The 16,548-nt window shown below is 65.6% G+C and carries 18 protein-coding genes; 14 read left to right on the forward strand and 4 right to left on the reverse strand.

Annotated elements, in window-relative coordinates:
* Nucleotides 1–15: 15 nt before the first annotated feature.
* Nucleotides 16–717, reverse strand: coding sequence for an MspA family porin (locus SBI67_RS23265; RefSeq protein WP_318982816.1), 702 nt, complete (start codon nt 715–717; stop codon nt 16–18).
* Nucleotides 718–965: 248 nt separating this feature from the next.
* On the opposite strand from SBI67_RS23265, the gene SBI67_RS23270 reads away from it, so the two are divergent.
* Nucleotides 966–1,136 (forward strand): hypothetical protein, encoded by a 171-nt coding sequence (locus SBI67_RS23270; RefSeq protein WP_318982817.1) that lies wholly within the window; start codon nt 966–968, stop codon nt 1,134–1,136.
* Between the two features lie 45 nt (nt 1,137–1,181).
* On the opposite strand, the gene SBI67_RS23275 is transcribed toward SBI67_RS23270, so the two are convergent.
* Nucleotides 1,182–1,694 carry a DUF2510 domain-containing protein gene (locus SBI67_RS23275; protein ID WP_318982818.1) on the reverse strand — a complete coding sequence of 171 codons (513 nt, stop codon included), beginning with the start codon at nt 1,692–1,694 and terminating at the stop codon, nt 1,182–1,184.
* A complete protein-coding gene (locus SBI67_RS23280; protein ID WP_318982819.1) occupies nt 1,695–2,039 on the reverse strand; it encodes a hypothetical protein in 345 nt (114 codons plus the stop codon).
* A 154-nt stretch (nt 2,040–2,193) separates the two neighbouring features.
* On the opposite strand from SBI67_RS23280, the gene SBI67_RS23285 reads away from it, so the two are divergent.
* The 3 genes from SBI67_RS23285 (at nt 2,194) to SBI67_RS23295 (ending at nt 5,194) form a co-directional block, all read left to right on the forward strand.
* Entirely contained in the window at nt 2,194–2,826 is a 633-nt protein-coding gene (locus tag SBI67_RS23285; RefSeq protein ID WP_318982820.1) for a TetR/AcrR family transcriptional regulator, read from the forward strand.
* A 56-nt stretch (nt 2,827–2,882) separates the two neighbouring features.
* Nucleotides 2,883–4,079 (forward strand): acyl-CoA dehydrogenase family protein, encoded by a 1,197-nt coding sequence (locus tag SBI67_RS23290; RefSeq protein WP_318983037.1) that lies wholly within the window; start codon nt 2,883–2,885, stop codon nt 4,077–4,079.
* Nucleotides 4,080–4,183: 104 nt separating this feature from the next.
* The gene (locus tag SBI67_RS23295) at nt 4,184–5,194 is read left to right on the forward strand and encodes a hotdog family protein (protein WP_318982821.1); all 1,011 of its coding nucleotides are present in this window, start codon (nt 4,184–4,186) and stop codon (nt 5,192–5,194) included.
* 19 nt (nt 5,195–5,213) lie between these two features.
* On the opposite strand, the gene SBI67_RS23300 is transcribed toward SBI67_RS23295, so the two are convergent.
* Nucleotides 5,214–5,669: a nuclear transport factor 2 family protein gene (locus tag SBI67_RS23300; RefSeq protein ID WP_318982822.1), complete on the reverse strand. Its 456-nt coding sequence runs from the start codon at nt 5,667–5,669 to the stop codon at nt 5,214–5,216.
* Nucleotides 5,670–6,149: 480 nt separating this feature from the next.
* On the opposite strand from SBI67_RS23300, the gene SBI67_RS23305 reads away from it, so the two are divergent.
* From SBI67_RS23305 to SBI67_RS23350, 10 genes are read left to right on the forward strand one after another with little or no spacing between them, the layout of a single operon-like run.
* Nucleotides 6,150–6,860: an MlaE family ABC transporter permease gene (locus SBI67_RS23305; protein WP_318983038.1), complete on the forward strand. Its 711-nt coding sequence runs from the start codon at nt 6,150–6,152 to the stop codon at nt 6,858–6,860.
* A gap of 14 nt (nt 6,861–6,874) precedes the next feature.
* Entirely contained in the window at nt 6,875–7,714 is an 840-nt protein-coding gene (locus SBI67_RS23310; protein WP_318983039.1) for an ABC transporter permease, read from the forward strand.
* Between the two features lie 4 nt (nt 7,715–7,718).
* On the forward strand, nt 7,719–9,116 hold the full coding sequence (locus SBI67_RS23315; RefSeq protein WP_318982823.1) for an MCE family protein: 1,398 nt from the start codon (nt 7,719–7,721) through the stop codon (nt 9,114–9,116).
* A 42-nt stretch (nt 9,117–9,158) separates the two neighbouring features.
* Nucleotides 9,159–10,187 carry an MCE family protein gene (locus tag SBI67_RS23320; protein WP_318982824.1) on the forward strand — a complete coding sequence of 343 codons (1,029 nt, stop codon included), beginning with the start codon at nt 9,159–9,161 and terminating at the stop codon, nt 10,185–10,187.
* Entirely contained in the window at nt 10,184–11,548 is a 1,365-nt protein-coding gene (locus tag SBI67_RS23325; protein WP_318982825.1) for an MCE family protein, read from the forward strand. The genes SBI67_RS23320 and SBI67_RS23325 overlap by 4 nt, the downstream gene beginning before the upstream one ends.
* Nucleotides 11,548–12,840: an MCE family protein gene (locus tag SBI67_RS23330; RefSeq protein ID WP_318982826.1), complete on the forward strand. Its 1,293-nt coding sequence runs from the start codon at nt 11,548–11,550 to the stop codon at nt 12,838–12,840. The genes SBI67_RS23325 and SBI67_RS23330 overlap by 1 nt, the downstream gene beginning before the upstream one ends.
* Nucleotides 12,837–13,976 carry an MCE family protein gene (locus SBI67_RS23335; protein ID WP_318982827.1) on the forward strand — a complete coding sequence of 380 codons (1,140 nt, stop codon included), beginning with the start codon at nt 12,837–12,839 and terminating at the stop codon, nt 13,974–13,976. The genes SBI67_RS23330 and SBI67_RS23335 overlap by 4 nt, the downstream gene beginning before the upstream one ends.
* The gene (locus SBI67_RS23340) at nt 13,977–15,446 is read left to right on the forward strand and encodes an MCE family protein (protein ID WP_318982828.1); all 1,470 of its coding nucleotides are present in this window, start codon (nt 13,977–13,979) and stop codon (nt 15,444–15,446) included.
* A complete protein-coding gene (locus SBI67_RS23345) occupies nt 15,410–15,928 on the forward strand; it encodes an Rv1363c family protein (protein WP_318982829.1) in 519 nt (172 codons plus the stop codon). The genes SBI67_RS23340 and SBI67_RS23345 overlap by 37 nt, the downstream gene beginning before the upstream one ends.
* 44 nt (nt 15,929–15,972) lie before the next feature.
* Nucleotides 15,973–16,548 (forward strand): hypothetical protein, encoded by a 576-nt coding sequence (locus SBI67_RS23350; protein ID WP_318982830.1) that lies wholly within the window; start codon nt 15,973–15,975, stop codon nt 16,546–16,548.

Genomic DNA, 16,548 nt, shown 5'->3' on the forward strand with positions numbered 1-16,548 from the left:
ATCGCTGCGAGCTAATTACACCGATTTGGTGACGCCCACGTAGGACAGGACGACATCCGATTGATCGGTGCGTCTGATCAGCGTGGCGTACGAACGGATGAACGACTGCCCCACACACCCGTCGATCTTGACGTGGAAGTTGGTGATCATCACCCATGGATCCGCGCTCTTGAATTCCTTCTTGTCGACAGGCACCACGATCACCAGGCCGGGTTTCAGCCCGACCGTGATGACTCCGTTGACGGGCGTCGAGACGGCGGGCACCACCGTGGTCGGGAGGGCACCGAGAGGTCCCGATGCGCCCAGCGTAGGGGTGATGCCGGCGCTTCCCGCCATCGTCACACCGTTGGATGTGCTCATGTCGATTCCGCAGCCGATCTCGTAGCCGACCTCGAACACCCCTCGGGGCTCCTCGGGACCACGTAGCGAGCCGATGAAGGTTCCGCTGGACAGGTACTCCCGAGACGAGACCGCGGTCGTCAACGGTGGCACCGGCACCTGAGACTCGTCCTTGGCGCCGAGTGTGAGGGTCCAACCGTCAGGGGTGTTGACGACGGCGGGATCGTTGGAAGCAAGGCGGCCGTCGTCGGGGTTTGTGGTCGCCGCGGCGGGCTCCGCGTCGGGGTCGGCCCGCGCCGGCGATATGACAGTCGTGGAGACGACGATGCACACGGCGGCCGCCAGCGATCGGCGGACGATCTGGGCCGTCTGCGTCATGGCGACACCGTAGGCGGCGCCCGATTCGAAGGGGCAGACTCACGGGCGCGGCATTCCGGGTCGTTGTTGATCCGTGACGGGAAAGCGATCTACGGTCCGTCCGTACTGGAAACCTTCCCATCTGGGGTGACATATCCTGAAGGGCAGGTCAGCGCAAGCCGAGGGAGCAACGGATGAGAACTCGTCTTTGCGTTCGTGCTGTGCTGGTGAGTGCACTGAGCGTTGTCGGCCTTGGTCATGCTGTCGGCGTGGCTGTCGCGCAACCGGATCCGTCACCGCCCTGGGTGCCGTCGATCATCGATCAGTTGATCACGCAGACGCCGGTGCTGTCCGTGGACCCCACTGACCAAGGTGGGCCGGCAACGCAGTGGGGCGGCTTCGGAATGTTCTGCCAGAACCACGGTGTCACGTGTCGCTGAGGCACGATCCCGCACGGTGAGACGTGCCACGGCGGCTGATTGTGCCTACTTCAATCCCGGCGGCGGTCCGTGGTCCCTGAGGTAGTCCTGCGCTCCTTGGACGCAACCGCGTCGGAGCTCGCGATTGCGGAAGCGGCGGGAACTGTCGCCCAAGTTGATCTTGCCGATCAAAGCCAAAGCGCATGCCTCATCCGGGTCCTGACCCATTGAACTCACCGCGCCGGCCTTGTGGTAGCCCACGTCGTAGCCCTCCTGGTACCAGTCGGTGGAGGATGTGTTCTGCGCCAAGAAGTACCAACCGATGCCACCCGCCACCAGAACGACGGCGGCGATCACCGCGAGCACTCGGGTGCGCTTCTTGTGCGCCGCCTGCGCGGCCGCCACATCGTGGACCCACTGCGGTGGCACATAGGATCCGGGCGTGCCGGGTGGGTACGGATGTGCTTGTTGCGGAACGGTTTGACGGTGCTCGGTCCACTGCTGCCCATCCCACCAACGCAGCCCTCCGGTGGTCGGGTCGGGGAACCAGCCTGGGGGAGTGCCGGTGCTGTAGGTCATCTAGGCCTGACCCGTTCGCACGTAGGTGTGCCACCATTCGGCATAGGCCTCGGCGTTCTGCGCGTCCTGGTTCAGCTTCTTTCGGGATTGCGAATTATGGATGAGGGCAACCCAATTGAGAATCAGGATCGACAGGAAACTCCACCAGCCGACGATGAGGTTCTGGGTCTGAGCCGATCGCAGGGCGGCGTCGCACTGCTGGTAGGTCCCGTGGACCGTCCTGCGCTGGTTGAACCAGAAAATGAGTGCACCGATATGGCTCATGGTCGTGACCTGGAAGATCGGCACCTCCGGCGGCGCCGGATAGGCCGCATACGGATTCGGCTGCTGAATAGGACCTGCCATGCGATTTCCCCCTGTTGTCGTGCTCCCCGGGTAGCAGCTTAGGCCAACGCCGACACTGGACAGGACACCAATCGGCCATTGCCATCCAGGGAGATCGGCGCTTTCGCTCGCCGGATTCGCGGCCGGCTGCAGCGTTGTTCAGTAGCCTGCCGTGGTGGGTACCGAGCCGCGAACCGAACACAAGTCACGCCCCGAGCGGCGGTCGGACAGCCGAGCTCTGATCCTCGAGGCGGCCGTGCAGGCCCTGGTCGAGCACGGCTACGGTGGGGCGACAACCGTGGTGATCCAGCAACTCGCGGGCGTGTCCCGAGGCCGACTACTGCACTATTTCCCGTCGCGTGACGAGTTGCTCGTGGCCGCTGCACAGCACTTGGCTGTGGAACGGATCGGCGAGATGGAACGCTGGTTCGACGCCGCCCCCGTGGCGCCCGCGGTGGGGGCGCAGCGCATCGACTACGCGGTTGCCGCACTGTGGCAGACATTCCGGCAGCCCTATTTCTGGGCGGCGATGGAACTGTGGATGGCGGCCCGGACGGATCCCACCCTTCGGGCGCAGTTGGCCGACCATGAACGCCGGCTCGGGCGGTCCATCGAGCACGTGATCACGACGATGTTCGGCCCCGTGTACGGCAGCCATCCCGCTTTCGCCGAGCTCCGTGAACTGCTGTTCACCAGCATGCGGGGCGTGGCGCTGACCTATGCCTTCGATGAGCGCAATGCCGATGAGGATCCGCATGTGGCGTTGTGGTCGGCACTGGCGAGGCAAGTGTTGACCACCGACCAATAACAGTCAGATCTGACTGTTATTCTGCGGTGGTGACACCAGCACGTACCCAAGACCGGATGACCCACGATGTCTGGCTACCCGACGAGATCGTCGCCCTGCGTGCAGAGGCCAGGGAGGCGGTTCGGCGCAGCGTCGTGCCCCACGCCCGCGATATCGGGCAGCGGGAAGAATCTGTCGACAGCTTCCCGTGGCAAGCGTTCCGGGGTCTCGCCGACGACGGCATGTTCGCGGTGCCCTTCGGGCCGAAGTTCGGCCGGGGTTTGGAGCATCCGATGCTCGGCACGTGCACGGTCGCCGAGGAGATCGCCTACCACTCGTCGTCGCTGGCCGGCGTCTACGACGGCCAGTGCATCCTCGTCCCGCAGACGCTGACCTTCGCCACCGACGAGTTGCAGGCCAGGCTGATCCCCGAACTGATCAGCGGCCGTGTGGCTTTCGCCTTCGCCACCACCGAACCAGAAACCAGTTCCGACCTGACCGCCACACGACTGGGCACCGTCGGCGAGGAGGCCGCCGGTGGTTTCGTGGTCAACGGCCGCAAGCGGTGGATCACCAACAGCGTTGCGGCGGGCTGGGTGTCGGTGCTGGTTCGGGCGGGAGCCCACGCCGACCGGGCCACCATGCTCCTGGTAGACCTCAGCTCGCCCGGTGTGCGGATCGGTACACCCGACCTGAAGATGGGGCACCGGGGTCAGATCACCGCCGATATCGAGTTCACCGATGTCTTTGTGCCCCGGGAGAATCTACTGGGGGCCGCCGGCGGTGGCATGAGTGTGGCACTGTCGGCGTTGGTGCGCGGACGCATCGGGATCGGCGCTGCGGGTGTCGGGGTCGCACAGGCCGCCCTCGACCTCGCCGTCGAACGGCTGCGCACCCGTGAGGTATTCGGAGCCCCGCTCGGTGCCATGCAGCACTGGCAGTTCACCATGGCCCAGCGCGCCACCGAGATCGAGTGTGCGCGAACGCTCTACCAGAAAGCGGCGACGCTCGTCGACCGCGGTGACCGCACCGCCGAGCCGGAGGCGGCTATGGCCAAGGCGTATGGCACCAGGCTGGCCAACGATCTGGTGCGCGAGGCGATCCAGATCTACGGCGCGCTCGGCTTCGCGCGTCGGGTTGGCGAGACCGGTGAATCGGTGCGTTTGGAGGAGATGTACCGAGACGCCAAGATCCTGGAGATCTTCGAGGGCGCCAACGAACTGCAGCAGTGGATCATTGCGCGGCGGCTGATCGGCCGCGACGTCACCGGCTGAGCGACGGCCCGACATCCTGATCTGCTACCTTCGCCTTGAATGCGAATTCAAAAGCTGTGGCTCCTCGGGTGGAACGGAGTCACGCGCGGCGTGGAGGAATTCAGATGACCGACGTCGGCCGATCCCAGATCGCGGGTGGTCCGCACTTCGACGAGCTCGAGGTCGGGCAGGTTTTCGACACCGCGCCGGCAATGACGCTCACCGAGGGCGCAGCTGCCGTGCACCAGGCCGTTCTCGGGGACCGGCTGCGCCTCGCCCTCGACGCAGGACTGGCCGCCGCGGTCACGGGGAGTTCCTCGGCGCTGGCCCACCCGTCGTTGGTGACCGATGTCGCCATCGGTCAGAGCACACTGGCAACCCAGCGTGTCAAGGCCAATCTCTTCTACCGTGGACTGGCCTTTCACCGTTTTCCGCACATCGGTGATTCGCTGTTCACCCGGACCGAGGTGGTCGGCTTGAAGGAGAACTCCCGTCGCGAAGGCCGAGCACCGACCGGGCTCGCCGCGTTGCGGATCACGACGGTCGACCAGCATGAGCGGCTGGTTCTGGACTTCCATCGGTGCGCCATGTTGCCGCTCTCGCCCCAGGCGCCGGAGACGGGTCACGACGATGATCTCGCGTCCATCGGCACCGGCGGAGTGCAGACCGATCCGGCCCGTGACTGGGACGCCGGGGCCTTCCGGGATCGCGTCCCCGGCCCGCACTTCACCACGGATCTGGCCGGCACCATGCTGCGCAGCACCGGGGATGTCGTCAGCAGTGCTCCCGAACTGGCGAGACTGAGTCTCAATATCGCTGCGACACATCATGATCAGCGAATCGGTGGGCAACGACTGGTCTATGGCGGCCACACCATCGGCCTGGCCCTGGCCCAGGCGACGCGCTTGCTGCCCAACCTGGCGACCGTGCTGCGGTGGGCATCGTGCGATCACACCGGCCCGGTGCACGAGGGCGACACGCTCTACAGCGAGCTTCACGTCCTTGCGGCGACGCCGCTGCCGGACGACCGGGGCGGCACCCTCGAGCTTCGGTCGCTGGTCTACGCCGCGGGGGAGGCCGCGCCCGACGAGGACCGGCAGGTCCTGGATTGGCGTTTCACCGCGCTGATGTTCTGATTCGGCGCCCGGCGCGACGTCAGGCCGGGGCCGCCGTCAGCGATCGGCCGAACTGTTCGACCAGCAGCCCCACGTCCCAGAAGTCGCGGTGGCTGGTCAGCTTGCCCTCGTCGTCGAACCGGCACGACGCAATTCCGGTCACCGAGAAGTCCTTTCCCGTGGCATCGAGCTGGCTGCCGTCGGGCAGGCGTAGTGGGCCGTTGATCGAGCCGCTCCACGTCCACTCGTAGTAGGCCCGGCCATCCTGTACGGCCGGTTCGCCGAACACGATCAGCGAGTCGGGTGAGAACTTGAGCATCCAACGGTGGAAGCGCTGGATGCCCTGGCGCCCGGTATAGGTGCCGCCCATCGCGACATCCTCGTACACACCGTCTTCGGCGAAGAAGGCGCACAGGCCCTCGGGGTCTTCGGTCCACGCGCGGCTGTAGGCCTCGGCAAAACCGGCGTCGGCAGGATGCGGAAGCGGTGTAGGCATGTGCAGAATTTATCACCGATTCGAAAACGTTGTATCGAAATCTGGCTGCACAGTCTTCTGTGCGTCCGCCTCCGGTCGTCGGCTCCGCCGGTGCGGCGTCCGGGCTTGACGGGCGACTGGTTAGGCCGGGTAATCACCTGGCATTGCACGGTAATGGGCAAATCCTGACGGCTCCGTCAAAACGGTGAGGGCCTGCGGTGATGGTGCGTCCGCGACCAGGCCGTCCCGCAGGCGGGGGCCGCGGGCTTGAATTTTTAGTTTACTTTTGATTCTATTCGTGAGCCGCATCACTCTGCGGCTACCGATGTGACGCACCAGTCGACGGTCGGAAGGGGCCGACCGTGGCGCTCGTGGCGAATCGCACCCGGTGCGAGGACATCGGTTGTGGAACCTGCCATCGGTGCGGAACCTGTGAGGAGCTCGGTGTTCAGAACCAGTAGTGCAACCAAGCCGGTGCGTGCCATCGGTGGCTTCTTCGCCATGTCCCTGGACACCGCGATGGCGATGTTTGCGCGCCCGTTTCCATGGCGGGAGTTCATTCTTCAGAGCTGGTTTGTGGCGCGGGTGTCCTTGCTGCCCACCTTGATGCTGTCGATCCCGTTCACGGTGCTCACCGTCTTCACCTTCAACGTGTTGCTGGCCGAGTTCGGAGCCGCCGACTTCTCAGGGACCGGTGCGGCACTGGGCGCGGTCACCCAAATCGGGCCTATCGTCACGGTTCTCGTAGTCGCGGGGGCCGGTGCCACGGCGATGTGTGCAGATCTCGGCGCCCGCACCATCAGAGAGGAATTGGACGCCCAGCGGGTGATGGGTATCGACCCGATCCGTGCGCTGGTCGTGCCGCGCGTGCTGGCCGCCACGGTGGTGGCGCTGCTGCTGTCCTCGTTGGTGATCCTCATGGGGCTGGCCGGTGGGTTCGCCTTCTCCGTCTTCTTCCAGCACGTGACGCCCGGCGCGTTCGTTGCCGGGCTGACCCTGGTCACCGGCGTTGGCGATGTCGTCGTCTCGCTGATCAAGGCCACGCTGTTCGGGATGACCGCCGGCCTGATCGCCTGCTATATGGGCACCACCGTGGGCGGTGGGCCGGCCGGCGTCGGCAACGCCGTCAACGAAACCGTCGTCTTCTCCTTTCTCGCGCTCTTCGTGATCAACATCTTCATGACCGCCGTGGGGATCAAGGTGAATCTGTGAGCTTGAAAATCGTTATGGATCAGCGCTTTCCGCGGCTGTCGCAGCGTTCTGCGAACTGGCATGCCGGGTGGACCCGCGTCGGCGAGCAGACCCAGTTCTACGGCCGCACCCTCGGTTCCACGCTTGATGTGTTCGTGCACTACAAGACCGAACTCCTCCGGCTGATCGCCCAGATGAGCCTGGGCACCGGAGCCTTGGCGGTCATCGGCGGGACCGTCGTCATCGTCGGCTTTCTGACCATATCGACCGGTGCGCTGGTGGCCGTCCAGGGTTACAACCAGTTCGCGCAGGTCGGTGTCGAAGCATTGACCGGTTTCGCGTCGGCGTACTTCAACGTCCGCCTCATCGCGCCGCTGACCGCCGCCATCGCCATGGCTGCCACCATCGGAGCCGGGTCCACGGCCCAGCTGGGCGCCATGCGGATCAACGAGGAGATCGACGCGCTCGAAGTCATGGGCGTCCGGTCATTGGCCTACCTGGCCACCACCCGCGTGCTGGCCGGCGTCGTGGTGGTGGTTCCGCTGTACTGCGTCGCCGTGATCATGTCCTTCCTCGCGGCGCGTTTCGGCACCACCGTCATCTACGGCCAGTCGACCGGCGTGTACGACCACTATTTCCGCACCTTCCTCATCCCCACCGACCTGATCTGGTCCTTCGTCCAGGCGGTGGTCACCGCGGTCGTGATCATGCTGGTGCATACCTACTATGGCTTCACCGCGTCGGGGGGACCGGCCGGCGTCGGTGAAGCGGTGGGGCGTGCCACCCGAACGTCACTGGTGGTCGCCGTATTCGTCACCCTCCTCGTCACGCTGTCCATCTACGGACAGTCCGGCAACTTCAATCTGGCGGGCTGAGGGCATGGCGCGCCGCGCGGGCCAATCCCGCATCCACCCGGACTGGTGGACGGCGATTCTCATCGTCGTCGTCATCGGGTCGCTCGCCCTCACCTGGGTGCTGTTCAACGGATCGTTCCGGCGCTTCGTCCCGGTCACCCTCAACTCCGATCGGGCCGGTCTGGTCATGGAGGTCGGTGCCAAGGTGAAGATGCGCGGTGTCCAGGTGGGCCGCGTCGGATCGGTGCGCGGCGGTCGCGACCCGGTGAGCCTGCAGTTGGAACTGGACCCCGACAAGATCCGCTACGTGCCGTCGAACGTGCAGGCACGCATCGCCTCCACCACGGTTTTCGGCGCCAAGTACGTCGACCTCATCCCCCCAGAACAGCCGTCGGGCACGGTGCTGGCCGCCGGTGCCGTGCTCCAGTCACAGAACGTCAGCACCGAGGTGAACACCGTCTTCCAGGACCTCGTCGGTGTCATCAAGAAAATCGATCCCGCAAAACTCAACTCCGTGCTGTCGGCGGTCGCCGAAGGTGTGCGTGGCCAGGGGCAGCGCATGGGCGAGGCCACCACCGCGGCCAACGAGGTGCTCACCGCGCTGAACCAGCGTGCGGACACCATCGGTGCGGACTGGCGCGCCTTCAAGGACGTCAACGACACCTACGCTGCAGCCGCGCCCGACATCATCCGGATTCTCGACGGCGCCACCACGACGAGCGCCACCGTGGCCGCCCACGCCCGCGACCTCGATTCGTTGTTGATCAACGTTGTGGGGTTCGCGCAGAGCGGTACACAACTGCTCGGTCCCAACAAAGACAACCTCGTCACCGCGATCAACACCGCACGGCCCACCACCGCGCTCTTGCACACGTACAACCCGGAGTACACCTGCACTATCCAAGGCGGGAAGAACGCCATCGATTTCGGACAGGCCGACTACACCGGAGGCGCCAACGGCAAGTCCTTGATCGTGGACGCGGCGCTGCTCCTCGGCGATGATCCCTACCGCTACCCCGACAATCTGCCGATCGTGGCCGCCAAGGGTGGGCCGGGAGGTAAGCCCGGTTGCGGGTCGCTCCCGGATGTCGCGAAGAACTGGCCGGTGCGCACCCTGATCACCAACACCGGATTCGGTACCGGTCTGGACAACCGGCCCAACCCGGGTATCGGGTTCCCCGGCTGGGTCAACTTCTTCCCCGTCACTCGGGCGGTCCCCGAGCATCCCAGCATCCGGTATCCCGGTGGCCCGGCGCCCGGCCCGACGGCGCCGTGGGAACCACCCTATGGCGCAGCGCAATACGGGCCCGACGGCACTCCGCTGTTCCCGGGTGTGCCGCCCGCACCCCCGACCGCCGCGCAAGCACCCATCCCGCCCGGGATTGCCGGCTTGCCACCCGACCCCGCGCTGCCGCAGGGGTGACATGAGACGGCACAGCACCGAGATCTGCGAGAGGTAATCGAGATGAGAGACAATCTGTCAGGCGCGGCCTGGCGGCTCATCGTGTTCGTGGTCGTCGCCGCACTGGGTATGTTCGCGCTGCTCACCATCTTCGCGCAGTTCCGGTTCGGCGAGGCGCGGAGTTTTCAGGCGGTGTTCACCAACGTCACCGGGCTGGAGAACGGCAACTTCGTCCGGATCGCCGGTGTCGAGGTCGGCAAGGTCAAGAAGATCGCACTGAACAAGAACAGCACCGTCACAGTGCAATTCAGTACCGACGACTCGGTGGTGCTGACCGAGGGCAGCCGGGCGGCGATCCGCTACGACAATGTCATCGGCGGTCGCTACCTGGCACTGGAAGAGGGAACGGGCTCGGCGCGGATACTGCCACCCGGTGCCACCATTCCCGTCGAACGCACGTCGCCGGCCCTGGACCTCGACGCGCTGATCGGCGGCTTCCGCCCGCTGTTCCGGGCGCTGGATCCCAAGCAGGTGAACGCACTGAGCGGACAACTGCTGTCTGCGCTGCAGGGACAGGGGGCGACCGTGGGATCCTTCCTGTCGCAGACTGCGGCGTTGACCAACACCCTGGCCGACCGCGACCAACTCGTCGGTCAAGTGGTGACGAACCTCAACACCGTTCTGGGCTCTCTCGGTGACCAGAAGGACAAATTCGGCAGTGCCATCGACTCACTGACCGACATCGTGCACACGCTCGAAGCCCGTAAGGACGACCTCAGCAACGCCGTCGCGTACACGAATGCCTCGGCAGCCAGCGTCGCCGACCTCCTGGCGCAGGCGCGCCCGTCGCTGGCCGAGACCGTGCACCAAACCGACCGCACCGCAGGCATCGTGGTGGCCGACCATGACTACGTCGACCACTTGTTGGCCACCCTGCCCGAGTCCTACCGGATCCTCGGGCGGCAGGGACTCAACGGTGATTACTTCTCCTTCTACATCTGCGACCTGGTTCTCAAGCTCAACGGCAAAGGCGGACAGCCGGTTTACGTGAAGATGGCCGGCCAGGACACCGGGCGGTGCACGCCCCGATGAAAAGCTTCCAAGAACGCAACCCGATCGTCATCGGCGTCGTCGGGGTGGTCGCGGTGGCCGCGATCGGCGTGGGCGTGCTCAACTACGACAAGCTGCCCTTCGTGTCCGGCCAGAAGGCCTACGCCGCCTACTTCGCCGAAGCCGGGGGACTGACGTCGGGCGCTGATGTCCAGGTATCCGGCTTCACGATCGGCAAGGTCGACGACATCTCGTTGGACGGTGCCCGGGTGCTCGTGCGCTTCGACGTCGACGACGACGTTCATCTCGGGGACCGCACCGAGGCCGCCGTCAAGACGAAAAGCCTTCTCGGGTCGAAAGTCCTGGACATCACCCCGCGCGGTGACGGCGAACAGCAGGGTGTCATCCCCCTGGAGCGGACCACCTCGGCCTACCAGCTTCCCGATGCCATCGGTGATATCACCGCCCAGATCAGCGGACTGAACACCGGTCAATTGTCGGCGTCGCTGTCGACGTTGGCCGACACCTTCCGCGACACCCCGGACGATCTCCGCCTGGCAGTCGACGGGGTCGGCCGATTCTCCGACACCCTCAACCGTCGGGACGAACAGCTGCGCAACCTGTTGGCTAACGCCAACAAGGCGACGACGGTCCTGGCGCAGCGCAGCGACAAGATCGTGCAGCTGGTCCGCGAATCCAACGCGCTGCTGGTGGCCCTGGACGGCCAGCGCGCTGCGCTGGATCAGATCTCGACCAACATCTCGGCATTGGCCACGCAGATCAAGGGCTTCATCGGTGACAATCGCGAAACGCTCAAACCGGCCTTGGACAAACTCAACGGTGCCCTGACGATCATCGCCAATCGTAAAACCGAAGTGCAGCAATCGATCAAGGGCATCACCACCTATGCTTTCTCGCTCGGTGAGTCGGTGGCATCCGGTCCGTTCTTCAAGGCCTACCTGTCCAACCTGCTGCCGGGGCAGTTCGTGCAGCCCTTCATCGACGCGGCCTTTTCCGACCTCGGGCTGGACCCGCATGTGCTGGCGCCCTCGCAGCGCACCGATCCGCAAACCGGTCAACCCGGCACACCGGCACTGCCGATTCCGTTCCCACGCACGGGCCAGAGCGGCGAACCGCGGATGACAATTCCCGACGCGATCAGCGGTAATGCCGGTGACCGGTCATGCGGTCCGCCGGGGATCCCGCTGCCCGGGCCCGGGTGTTACCCGCTGCGTGATCCGGGACCCGCCGCCGCACCAGGTGGCCCGCCACCGGGCCCACCGGCGGCGGAGGCACCCGGCCATGTGTCGACCCCCGACCCGACACCGAGCCCGGTTTTCGTACCCGCACCCGGTGAAGTCGGGCCCGACGGCACCCCCGTGTCGCCCGGAGGAACACCCTGATGACCCAGCCCCGCATCCGCATTGCCGCCATCGTGATCGTTCTGCTCCTGCTCGTCGCAGGAATCGTGTTGGTGATCCCGAAAGCCACCACCATCAGCCGCACTCAACTGGTCGCCTACTTCGACAACACCAACGGCCTCTTCGTCGGTGACGAAATCCGCGTCCTCGGGGTTCCGGTGGGCGAGATCGACCGTATCGACGTCGAACCTCAGCGCGCCAAGGTCAGCTTCTGGGTCGATGACAAGTACAAGGTGCCCGCCGATGCCAAAGCCGTCATCCTGGCACCGTCGTTGGTGACCGCCCGGGCGATCCAGCTGACCCCTGCCTACACCAGCGGGTCGACCCTGGGCGACGGTGCCGTCATCCCACGGGAACGCACCGCGGTGCCGGTGGAATGGGATGACGTCCGAATCCAATTGCAGCGTCTGACCGAGATGCTGCAGCCAACGCAGGCCGGTGGCACCAGCACCCTCGGATCGTTGGTGAACACGGCCGCCGACAACCTGCGCGGGCGCGGTGTGAGCATCCACGACACCTTGGTCAAACTGTCCCAAGCGACCTCGGCGCTCGGGGACCACAGCACCGACCTGTTCAGTACCTTGCGCAACCTGTCCCTGTTGGTGTCGGCATTGCAGGACAGTTCGGACCTGATGAAGCAGCTCAACCGGAACCTGGCCGCCGTCAGCGGCGCCCTCGCCGACGAGCCCGATGCCGTGGGTAACGCGGTCCGCGATGTCAGCGACGTCTCCAGCGAGGTATCGACATTCGTTGCGCAGAACCGAGAGTCGCTGGGCACCACATCGGACAAGCTCGGCACCGTGTCGCAGACGGTGACCGAGAGCATCGACGACGTCAAACAGTTCCTGCACATCTCGCCGACAGTGCTGCAGAACTTCATCAACATCTATCAACCCGCCCAGGGCACCCTCTCCGGTGCGCTGTCGACCAATAACTTCAGCGACCCGATCAGCTTCATCTGCGGTGCGGTGCAAGCGGCTTCGCGGCTCAATGCCGAGCAGTCGTCGAAACTGTGCGTGCAGTACCTGGCGCCGATCGTCAAGAACCGCCAGATGAACTTCTTCCCGATCGGCGGTAACCCATTCGTCGGTGCCACTGCCCGGCCCAACGAAGTCACCTACAGCGAGGACTGGATGCGTCCCGACTACGTGCCGCCGCAACCACCGCCGGCGCCTGCGGCCACTGTGCCGGCACCGCTGCCGGCCGAGGCGGCCCAGACCGATCCCGGGGCGGGTCTGCCCGGTCTGATGGTGCCGCCGGGAGCTGGCTCGTGAGCCGGCCGGCACCGCTCGTGCGCGTGGCCGGCGCCGCCATCGCGGTGGCGCTGCTGCTCGGCGGCTGCGGGCAATGGCGGGGGCTGAACTCGGTGCCCATGCCTGGCACCGAAGGCGAGGGGCCCGCAGCGTTCACGATCCAGGCGCAGTTGCCCGACGTGAACAACATCCAGCAGAACTCGCGGGTCCGGGTCGGCGACGTCAACGTCGGCACGGTCACCCGCATCGAGCGTCAGGGGTGGCATGCGCTGTTGACGATGCGCCTCAACGGCGACGTGAACCTGCCGGCGAACGCGACGGCGACCGTCGGGCAGACCAGCCTGCTGGGCTCCCTGCACATCGAACTCGCCCCGCCGGTCAACGAGCCGGCCGAGGGCCGACTGCACAACGGTTCGGTCATCTCGTTGGCGTCCTCGGGCGGATACCCGTCGACCGAGCAGACCTTGGCGGCGGTGTCCCTTCTGCTCAACGGCGGTGGCATCGGCCAGATTCAGGACATCACCGCGGCGTTCAGCACTGCCTTCGCCGGCCGCGAGAACGATCTCAGGGGTCTGCTCACCCAGCTGGATACCTTTATGCGCAACACGAACGCGCAGACCGACGACATCATCGCCGCCACCGACAGCCTCAACAAGGTGGTCAGCGATTTCGCCGACGAGCAGCCGGTGCTCGACCGAGCGCTCACCACGATCCCCGAAGCGCTGTCGGTACTGAAAGACGAACGCACCAAACTCGCCGACGCTCTCGACCAACTCGGCAAGTTCGGCGCGCTGGCCGCCGACTCGGCGAACCAGACCAAGGAGGCTCTGGTGCAAGAGCTCAAAGATATTGCGCCCGTGCTGAAATCACTCGCCGATTCCGGGCCGGCGCTGACCCGGTCGCTGGGCTTCTTCTCGGTGTACCCCTTCGCGCAGGAGACGTTGAGCAAGTGGTTCCGCGGTGACTACGCCAACCTCACCGCGATCATCGACCTGACGCTCAGCCGGCTGGACTCGTCGTTCCTCACCGGCACCCGCTGGGAAGGCAACCTGACCGAACTCGAAATGCAATGGGGGCGCACCATCGGCCAGCTCCCCAGTCCGTACACGGCGGGCAACCCGCTGATCATTCCCTACCACCTGAATCAGGGGCCGTAGATGGTTCTCAGTAGGAGAGTTCTCGTCCAGCTGGCATTCTTCGCGGTGATCACGCTGGTCGGTGGTTCCGTGATGATCTTCAACTACATGGGGCTGCCCGGATTGTTGTTCGGCATCGGCCAGTACCACGTCTCGGTGCAATTGCCCGCGGCGGCCGGCCTGTACAAGAACGCCAACGTCACCTACCGGGGTACCGAGGTGGGCAAGGTTACCGATGTCCGGCTCGACGACACCGGTGTGGTCGCCGACCTCGCGCTGAAATCGGGTATCCCGATTCCCAGCGACCTCACCGCCGAAGTACACAGCGCCTCCTCGATCGGCGAGCAGTACGTCGCGCTGCTCCCGAAGGGTGATTCCAGCCCGCTCAAAGCCGGTGACGTCATCCCCAGGGACCGCACGTCGGTGCCGCCTGATATCAGTACCCTGCTGGCGGCAACGGACAAGGGACTCAACGCCATCCCGGGGGACAACCTGCAGACCGCGGTCAGTGAGGCGGCCACCGCCGTCGGTGGCCTTGGCCCCGATCTGTCCCGACTGGTCAAGGGCTCCACCACACTGGCGATCGACGCCCGCACCAATCTCGACGCCCTGACCAACCTCATCGACAATGCCAAACCGGTGCTGGACTCGCAGACCGCCACCGCGGGCAGCATCGAGAGGTGGGCGGCCAACCTGGCCTCGGTGACGTCGCAGCTCAAAGATCAGGACGCGTCGGTCCAGGGCGTCCTGCGCAACGTTCCGGACGCGGCCGACCAGGTCCGGCAGTTGTTCGATCGGTTCCAGCCGACACTGCCGGTGGTACTGGCCAACCTCGTCACGATCGGCAACGTCGCGGTCACCTACCAGCCCAACATCGAGCAGCTTCTCGTGCTGCTGCCGTCGGCCGTCGAGGTGGTGCAGGGCGCCGGTGTCACGAACCGCAACACCAAGCAGGCGTACAAGGGCGCCTTTCTCAGCTTCAACCTCAACCTCAATCTGCCCCCGCCCTGCCTGACCGGTTATCTGCCACCGCAGCAGGCGCGAACGACGAGCCTGACCGACTACCCGGACCGGCCCGCAGGCGACTTCTACTGCCGGGTGCCCCAGGATTCCCAGTTCAACGTGCGCGGAGCACGTAACTACCCGTGTGAAACCCGGCCGGGTAAGCGTGCCCCGACGGTCAAGATGTGCGAAAGCGACGAGAACTACGTGCCCCTCAACGATGGCTTCAACTGGAAGGGTGACCCGAACGCCACGTTGTCCGGTCAACCGGTTCCGCAGCTGGCGCCCGAAGCAAGTCCGGCGCCCGGTCCAGCGCCTGGTCCGGCACCGCCGCCTGCCGCCCCGCCGCCACTGGCGGTTGCCGAGTACGACCCCGCGACCGGAACGTATCTCGGGCCCGACGGGCACGTCTACACCCAGGCCAATCTGGCCCACAACGCTCAGGAGCAGACATGGCAATCGATGCTGATGCCGCCGGACCAGAAGTGAGGAACCCCGCCAGGATCGCGTTGCTGGTCGGCCTCACCGCCGTGGTCGGCCTGGTCGGTGTGGCCGGCTGGCTCGGGTTTCGCGCCTCGGCCATCCACCGCGAAGACCAACGGCAGGCCGCGTATCTGGAGGTGGCCCGCCAAGGCGCGGTCAACCTGACCACGATCGACCACCGCGAGGTGGAAGCCGATGTCAAACGCATCCTCGACTCGGCCACCGGCCCGTTCTACGACGACTTCAGCAGTCGCGCCCAGCCCTTCATCGACGTGGTGAAGAAAGCCCAGTCAACGTCGGTGGGCACCGTGGTATCGGCGGGTATCGAGTCCGAAACCGACCACGACGCCCAGGTGCTGGTGGCAGTCAGCGTCAAGACGGCGATCGCCGACGGATCCGACCAGCAGCCACGGTCCTGGCGGATGCGTATCGCGGTGCAGCGCCAGGGCGATCAGCTGAAGGTGTCCAACGTGTCATTCGTCCCGTAACACCCTGTTCGACAACAGCTCTCACCCAACGACGAGGATCCACCATGCCCGCAGTCGAGATGACTGACATGATGACCGACGAGACGCCCGACGAACTCGACGAATCGCCCAGCGCGCACACCCCGGTGCCAGAGAAGAGGTCACTGGTGCGTGGACTGGCATTCGTCGTGCTGCCCGTCATCGTGATCGCACTCGGCGGTGTCTGCGGTTGGCTGAAATGGGTCGACGGATCGTCACGGGCCGCCCAAGGTGCGGCAACCGAGTCGGTCCAGGTGGCCCGCGATGCGACCATCGCGCTGTTGTCGTATCAGCCCGACACCGTCGGGCAGAGTCTGGAGGCAGCGCAGTCGCGCCTGACCGGGGCCTTCCGCGATTCCTACGGCAAGCTCATCCACGATGTGGTGATCCCCGGCTCACGTGAGAAGAAGATATCGTCGATCGCCAACATTGCTGCCGCAGCATCGATCTCGTCCACCGCCACGCACGCCGAGGTGTTGGTCTTCGTCAACCAGACCTCTATCGTCGGTGCCGACGCGCCGACGGACACCGCCTCGGCGGTGCGAGTCGGGCTGGACAGGATCGACGGCCATTGGCTCGTCGCGTCTTTCGACCCCGTCTGA

It is taken from the genome of Mycolicibacterium chengduense, assembly GCF_033741155.1.
Classification (GTDB): domain Bacteria; phylum Actinomycetota; class Actinomycetes; order Mycobacteriales; family Mycobacteriaceae; genus Mycobacterium.